This is a genomic window from uncultured Arenimonas sp. (assembly GCF_963976025.1).
Taxonomy (GTDB): Bacteria; Pseudomonadota; Gammaproteobacteria; order Xanthomonadales; family Xanthomonadaceae; genus Arenimonas.
The window spans coordinates 1-8,172 of sequence record NZ_CAXBJS010000121.1; the positions used below are offsets into that span (position 1 = coordinate 1).

Below are 8,172 nucleotides of genomic sequence, written 5' to 3' on the forward strand. Positions count from 1 at the left end.
ATGGTAGTGTGGCCTAAGCCATGCAAGAGTAGGTCATCGCCAGGGGCTTTACCCCGAAAGCCCGGTCCAACAGGACCGGGCTTTCTCTTTTTCCGAAATGCCCCGCCGACCAGCGGGGCATTTCTCTTTGGTGGCCTCGACTTTCCTGACTGACAGCTGAGCGCAAGGACTTGTCGCAATGCCCGCCTCGCTGTATCAGCTAATACATCCAGTCGATACGAGCGGCGAACCCGATGCCCATTTCGCTTACCCGCTGCCTGCTTCCCTTGCTGCTGCTGGCGCAGGCGCCTTTCGCCGCCGCTTCGTCCGGCCCCCTGTTGATCGTCAATTCCAGCAAGGCCCTTGGCGGATTGGCCGGATCCGGCACGCAGGCCGTGTCGGTCGGCCCCGGCCTGCTCGACGCCGGGCTTGTACCAGGCCAGTCACTGAAACTCGGCCTGCCCGGTGACGACCGCAGCGTGCGCTTCGTTCGCAGTGAACGGCGTCCGGACGGCTTGCTGACCTGGATCGGCCAGGTGGACACCGACCTGGGTCCGCAATCGGTGGTCTTCACGATCGGCGATGGCATCAGCTTCGGTCGCATCCCCACCAAGGACGGACGCGCCATCCAGGTGGAAACCAATGCCGAGGGTACCTGGCTGCTGCCGGCCGAAAGGACCGACCAGTTCGTCGAGCCCTACGGACCGGACGTGCTGCTGCCGCCCGAACCCGACGCGGCTTCGCGCCGGCTGCGTGCCGAGCAGGAAAGGCAGGTGCGGGAGAAAGCCGGCGAGCCGGTGATCGACATCGTGGTGGTCTATACCGGCAACCTGCTCGACCTGTGGGGCAGCCAGGCCGTCATGCAGGCGCGCATCGCCCAGCTTGAGGCGATCAGCAACCAGGCCTATGCCGACAGCCAGGCCAATGTCCGCATCCGGGTGGTGGCGAGCCATCTGGTCGACTATTCGCTGCGCAATGACAACGGCGCGGTGCTCAACGACATCCGCACGCCCGGCAGCAAGCCCATCAAGATCGAAGTCGACCGACTGCGCGAGCAGTACGGCGCCGACATGGTGGCCCTGATCCGGCATTTCGACCGCTACCGGCAAACCAACTGTGGCATTGCCTCGCTGCTGGGTTACCACGGCAGCGCCTTCAATCCGGCGGATGCGTTTTCGGTCACCGGCGACCGCGGCTTCGGCCGCGAAGCCTGCAGTGAGTGGACCTTCACCCACGAACTGGGCCACAACATGGGCGCGACCCATGACACCGAAACCGAAGAAGGCGACTACGGCGCCTATCTCTATTCACGCGGTTACCGCCGTACGCTGGAACCCGAAAAGGGCTTCGGCACCATCATGGCCTATCTCGACGGCCCCCAGGCCCGCATCGGTTACCTGTCGAACCCGCGCATCACGGCCTGCATGGGCGTGCCCTGCGGTGAAGAGAACCAGGCTGACAACGCCCGCGGTGTTGGCCAGTCCGCGCCGATCATTTCCGCTTTCTATCCGGCCCGGAATGAAAGCCTGCCGCGCCTGAGCCTGTCCGACGTCAGCGTTGTCGAAGGCAACGCGGGCTTCCAGACCGCCACCATGGAAGCGCGCCTGGACCGGCCCGCCGCCGGTCCTGTCGAGTTCGGGGTGTTCACCAACAACGGTACGGCCATCGCCAACGGCGACTACACCAGCTCATCCCAGGACGGCCTGGTCATTCCCGCCGGCCAGACGGTACACACGCTGCAGTTCCAGGTCCGCGGCGAAACCGTCGTGGAGCGCGACGAACATTTCGGGGTCAACCTGCGTGACGTCGTCGGCGCGGTGGTTGGCGATGGCCAGGGTGTGGTCACGATCGTCACCGACGAGAACCCACCCACGCTGTCGGTGCTCGACACCCAGGTGATGGAAGGCGACGCCGGCACCACCGAGGTCGTTTTCACCGTCACCCTGTCGCACCCGTCCACCGGCCTGGTCAGCTTCGAAGCACAGACGCACGCCTTTGCCGCCGGCGACTTCTCCGCGACCGAAGACATCGATTTTCCGTCCGTGCTGCTCCAGTCGCAAACGATCCCCGGCGGCGCCACCTCTGCGCAGTTCACGGTGCCCGCCGTCGGCGATACCACGCCCGAGGAAAACGAAAGGTTCTACGTCTCGCTCTCGCACGTCACCGGCGCACTGATCGGCGACGACAATGCCGTTGCAACGCTCATCGACGACGACGGCGTCGCGGACAACCAGCCGCGCCTGAGCGTCGGCAACGCCACGGTGACCGAGGGCCATGCGAACCAGACGAAACTGCGCTTCCCGATCCAGCTGAGCCAGGCCAGCGATACACCGGTCAGCTTCGACCTGCGCACCGTCGATCGTTCGGCTTTCGCCGGCAGCGACTATATCCCCCGGCAGGACACGGGCCTGAGCTTCGCCCCCGGCCAGACCCTGATGTACTACGAGGTGGCGGTGCTGGGCGACACCCAGGTCGAGGCCAACGAAAACATGGTCGTGGTGGCCACCAATGTTTCGGGCGCCCGCCCCGAGCGCCCGCGTGGCTTCGGCAACATCCTCAACGACGACATTCCCAATGCAACGCCAGCGGCACGCGACGACCGCTTCGTGCTGCGGGAGAACGCCGGCCCCACGCTGCTCGACGTCCTGGCCAACGACGAACCCGACAGCGCCTTCGCAAGCGGCGGACAGCTGCAGATCACGTCCGCGCCGACCCTCGGCACCGCGACGGTGGATACCGCCGGCACCGCCAGCCCGGCCGACGATACGATCCGCTACGTGCCGCCGGCCAACACCTCCGGCCAGGCGACGCTGGGCTACCGCACCTGCCCCACGGGTGGTACCTGTTCCGAAGCCAGGGTCCGAATCACCCTGCGTCCGCTGACCGACGTCAGCATCGAAGCCGACGCCAGCGCAGGCTTCCAGGACGAGGCGGGCACCGGCCTTCGGGCGCTGCCTTCGCTGCGCTTCGCCGCAACACCCCTGGTGGCGCCGGTCATCAGAACGCTGAATGCGCCCGTCGACAGCACGCCGCAAAGCCCCTGGGATGCCAACGCCGGCGGCACCGATTTCACCGTGCTGGAAATTCCGGCCGGCCCGGCGGGGCGCTGGCGTGTGCTCGCCGACCTTCGTTCGCCGACGGGCGGTGAGGTCGACCTGCTGATCGGCCGCGACAGCAATGGCGATGGCCTGCCTTCCGAGGCCGAGCTGACCTGCGTTTCCGCCATGAACGATAGCGTCGAACGCTGCGAACTCGCGCTCGACGCCACCGGCGCCGCGCAGCCGTTCTGGCTGATGGCCCACAACCGCGGCACGCGCCTGGAACAGGCGCGACTGGAAGTTTTCATCGTGCCGCCCGCGGCCGGCGACGGCAGCCTCGCTGCCAGCGGCCCGGGCCGGCTCACTGCGGGTGAGTCCTTCGACCTGCGCCTGGGCTGGCGCGACCACGGCCTGCTGCCGGGCGAGTCCCGCGTTGGCTACGTGGACGTGGTCAATGCCGGTACGACGACCGGCAGCTTCCCGGTGCGCGTGGACCGCATCAATCCGGTCAATGCGCCGGTGCCGCTGAGCTCCGGTCGCGCCATGGCACTGCGCCTGGCCCCCGGCGCCGCCCAGGACCGGATCTTCATCGACGTGCCCGCCGGTGCCAGCCGGCTGGACGTGCAGACCACCAGCGGGCAGAACATCGACCTGTACCTGGCGCCCGCACCGGTGCCGGCGTCTTCGCCGGCGATTGCTGCCGCGCCGGCACGCGCCGCGGCCGTGTCTTCGGGCGTGGGCGCCAGCGGCAATGAATCGCTGTCGATCAGCGGTGCCGGCCTGACGCCGGGCCGCTGGTACGTCACGCCGGTCAACAAGGATGACGAGGCCGCCACGCTGACGCTGACCGCCACCGTGGTTGGCGCCGCGCCGATCGTGCGCTCGGGCAGCTACTTCAATGCTGCACGGTCCGGCCACGGCCTGTTCCTGTACCCGGCCGGCGACCAGTGGGCAGGGCTTTGGTACACCTACCTGCAGGACGGCAGCAGCACCTGGTATTACCTGCAGGGCCCGGCTCCGGGAACCACCGGCGTCTGGACCGGCGATCTCTACCGCGCCGCCTGGAACGGCAGCAGCAACCACCTGGTCGCCGTCGGCCGCGGCATCGCCACGCCGACCGGCCCCGACGCCTTCCTCTTCAGCTACGAACTCGACGGCCAGGCCGGTTCCGAGCCTCTGGCCGCATTGGGTCGCGGCTGCCCCAGCCTGGCGGGCCAGCCGCTCGACGCCAGTTCGCACTGGTTCGATCCGGCGCGGGCCGGCACGGGTTACAGCGTGCAGCTGTTCCCGGACTACGAATTTTTCGCAGCCTTCGTCTACGACGGCCAGGGCGTGCCGCGCTTCCTGACCTCGGAGGCGGGCAGTTTCCGCGGCGCCGACGCCACGCTGCCGTTAGAACAGCTCACCGGGTTCTGCCCGCTGTGCGAACGCAGCGGAGCCCCGTCCCGCGCGGATATCGGCACCCTGCGCCGGCGCTTCGACGCCAGCGGCCTGGTGCAGATGCAGCTCGATGCCGTGTTCACTGGCGGCGTGCCCGGCGCCTGGACGGGCAACGACAACGTGCAGCTGCTGGGCGGACCGGGCACGACGCAGGGGTGCGCTACTCCCTGACGCTTGGTAAAAGGGAGGCCGATCCCCCGGATGGAGAAGGACGCGTGCGCAACGTCCTGTTTGGCCTGACCCTGTTCGTAATTTCGCCGCTGTTGTCGGCGGCAGACCTGCAGTTCGGCCAGGGGCCCATCCAGCCGGCGGCGAAGCTGGCCGCGGTGGGAGGCGCTCCGGAAGGCACGCTCGTGCAGGTTGATGTCGCCGGCCTCGCGGCACTCGAAGAGGGAAGCCTGGTCTGGTTGCCCGGGAGTGCCGGCAAGGCGGTGCCCGCCCGCGTGACCAAGGTCCGGGCACGGGAAGACGGTTCCCTGGATTGGTCTGCGCGCGTGCCCACCGACTCCGGTGGACAGACCGCCAGCATCGTCGTCCGGCAGGGCCATGCCTTCGGCTGGATCCCGCAGCCCAAGGGTGCGGCGCTGCGTCTGGAAACGCGCCACGGCCAGTCCCGCATCGTTGAGGAAAAATCCTCGCTGCGCCCCGCGGGCCCGGACGTACTGCTGCCGCCCGAACCAACGCCGGCCCAGCGTGCAGTGCGCAAGCGTCAGGAATCCGAGAAGGCCGAAGGCACGCCGCGCCTTGACGTGCTGGTAGCCTACCAGCCCTCGCTGGTCGAAGTCTGGGGCAGCGTCGCGGCGGTGCAGGCCCGCATCGCCTACCTGGAGACGATCACCAACCAGGCCTACGTCGACACCGGCATGGACCTGGAAATCCGCGTGGTGGCCACCCATCTGCTGGATTTCGCCGCCGACGCCGACAACGTCGATGCGCTTTACGCCATCACCGACCCCTCGAACCTGGAGGTGAAACAGGAAATCGACCGCGTCCGCGCCATGTACGGCGCCGACCTGGTGAAGCTGATGCGCAACTTCGACCGCGTCAACCAGACCAGCTGCGGTGTCGGCTGGCTGGGCGGCTACCGCGGCAACCCCTTCGTCCCCGAATACGGTTTCTCCGTGACCGCGGACCTGGGTTTTGGTGGCGACGGCTGCGGTGAGTGGACCTTCGCCCACGAGATCGGCCACAACCAGGGCGCGCACCACGACATCGAAACCACCAACGGCGACTACGGCGCCTTCGAATATTCGCGCGGCCACCGGCAAACGATTTCCGCCGACAGCGGTTTCGCCACGATCATGGCCTACAACACCGGTCCGCAGCAGCGCCTGGGTCGTTTCTCGGACCCCGACCTGCTTGAGTGCCTGGGCCAGCCCTGCGGTATCGCCGAAGAAGCCGACAACGCACGCGGCATCGTTGAAACCGCAGCGATGGTGGCCGGCATGGTGCCGGAAGTCCCGGCCGGGGCGCTGCCCATGCTGAGCCTGGACGATGTCCAGATAATCGAAGGCAACAGCGGCCAGCGGCCCGTGCGCTTCACGCTAAGCCTCAGCGCTGCGTCGGCCAGCCCGGTGACGGTGAACCTGGCCACGCGCCCGGGTTCGGCCACCAACACCGACTTCGCGCCGCGCACCTACAACATCCTCATTCCTGCCGGCCAGACCGCGGTGACCATCGACGTGGGTGTGCGCGGCGACACGCTGATGGAACCGGACGAGGTGTTTTCGCTCGACATCCTGTCGGTGTCCGGCGCCGGCATCGCCAAGGGGCAGGGCGTGGCCACCATCGTCAGCGACGATGCGATTCCCACGCTCGTGATCGACGACATCGAGGTCCAGGAAGGCGATGACGGCGTGCGCGACGCGGTCTTCACCGCGCGCCTGTCGCATGCCTCGAACCAGAACGTGCGTTTCGACGTCGAAGCCGGCCAGCTGGGCGGCGCCAACGCCGCCGACATCGGCTTCGACTTCCTCCCGATGCGCCGCCAGGGCATTGAGATCCCGGCCGGTGCGCAGGGCGTGCAGTTCACCGTGGCCGTGGTTGGCGACGTCGAGACGGAGCAGGACGAGTCGTTCTACGTCGCCGTGGGCGGAGTTTCCGGCGCGCGCATCGACGAGTCGATTATCCGGGCCCGCATCCTGGACGATGACGAGGAGGGAGCTCCTGGGCTGCCCCGCCTTTCGGTGCAGCCGGCCTCGATCACCGAAGGCAGCGCCGGCTGGCAAACCGCCAACGTGACGGTGTCGCTGAATGCACCGGCCCCGGCCGAGGTGCGCTTCGCCCTGCTGGCCCAGGGCATCACCGCGACCGCGGGCAGGGACTTCGACGTGTCGGGCCTGGGCGCGCTGGTGCTGCCGGCGGGCGCTACGTCCATGCAGGTGCCGCTGCAGGTCTTCGGCGACACGCTGGACGAAGCCAATGAAACCCTGGAGCTGCGCGTCGGCAACGCCGTCGGCGCAGTGGCCTCGCCAACGGCGGCGCTGGTCACCCTGCTCGACGACGACGGCAGCGCGCAGACGCCGCCGATGCAGGCGCGCGACGATCGTTTCATACTGCTCGAAAACGCCGGCTCCACCCGGCTTTCGGTGCTGGCCAACGACGCCGTCGATGCGGCGCGCCTTGCCGGCGGCACGCTGCAGATCAGCGAACAGCCGGCGATCGGCCAGGTGCAGGTGGCCAACAACGGCACCACGGGCACCGTTGCCGACGATGCGCTGGTCTATATCCCGGCCGCCAATCGTTCCTACGAGGACCTGCTGGCCTATCGTGTTTGCGAAGTCTCCGGGCGCTGCGTCGAGGGCGCGGTGCAGGTGCTGGTGCGGCCGGTGATCGATCCCATGCTGGCGTCGGCGACCGGGTCTGGTTTTGCCGACGTTGGGTTGTCGGGGCTGCGCGACCTGCCGGCGCTGGAGGTGCATGCGAACTATCGGGAAATCGCCGCGCCGCAGGACATCGTGCTGGGGGCCGATGCCACGCCTGAAAGCCCTTGGGATGAAGGCGGTACGGCCACCATCGTCAGGGAGCTCGAATCCGAGTACAACTGGATTGGCGCGAACTACCCGCTGGCCCATACCCTGGTGGTCGACACCAGCCCGGCAGAAGGCGGCAACGTCGATCTCTACGTGGGCATCGACGACAACGGTAACGGACGCGCCGACCCTGATGAAGTGCGCTGCGCTTCGGCGATGGACAACGTGGTCGAACGCTGCGAGCTGTCGGTCACCGTACCGGGCGGCGATACCTATACCGCCTGGATCCGCCTGCACAATCGCGGCGCGGCCAGCGTGGATGCGCGGGCCCACATTGCCAGCATCAGGCATCGGTTGGATCCCGGTCTGTACCCGGAACAGTGGATCGCCACCGGCCCCTCGCGCGTGCCCGCCGGCGAGTCCTTCCCGGTTCGCCTGTCCTGGCTCGACCCCCGGCTTCGCGAAGGCGATGCCCTGTTCGGCCTGCTGGACTTCAAGGGCGCCGGCGGTGAACTGATGGCGCGCGTTCCGGTGCGCATCGACCGGGACGGCGACGACAATGCGGCGCGCAACCTCCTGGGCGCCAGGACCTTCAGCGTCATGCCGCCCGGCGGCAAACACGACCGCCTGTTCGTGGACGTGCCCGAAGGCGCGGGCGAGCTGAAGCTGTGGCTGTCGGTCTATGGCCCTGCGAACTTCCGCCTGCTCCGCACCGAAGCCGGGCCCGGCCCCTTGGTGCCCGC

2 protein-coding genes are annotated in these 8,172 nt (G+C 68.1%); both read left to right on the forward strand.

Annotation, left to right across the window (positions count from 1 at the left end; translation table 11 throughout):
- Nucleotides 1-233 precede the first annotated feature (233 nt).
- Complete coding sequence (locus AACZ35_RS10010; RefSeq protein WP_339828709.1) at nt 234-4,628, forward strand: Calx-beta domain-containing protein; 4,395 nt, start codon at nt 234-236, stop codon at nt 4,626-4,628.
- Between the two features lie 44 nt (nt 4,629-4,672).
- Nucleotides 4,673-8,172 (forward strand): reprolysin-like metallopeptidase (locus AACZ35_RS10015; protein WP_339828712.1); only part of this gene is annotated, 3,500 nt, incomplete at its 3' end.

Coding starts and splice junctions, on each gene's coding strand:
- AACZ35_RS10010 (WP_339828709.1), top strand. CDS start 234: ATGCCCATTTCGCTTACCCGCTGCCTGCTTCCCTTGCTGCTGCTGGCG.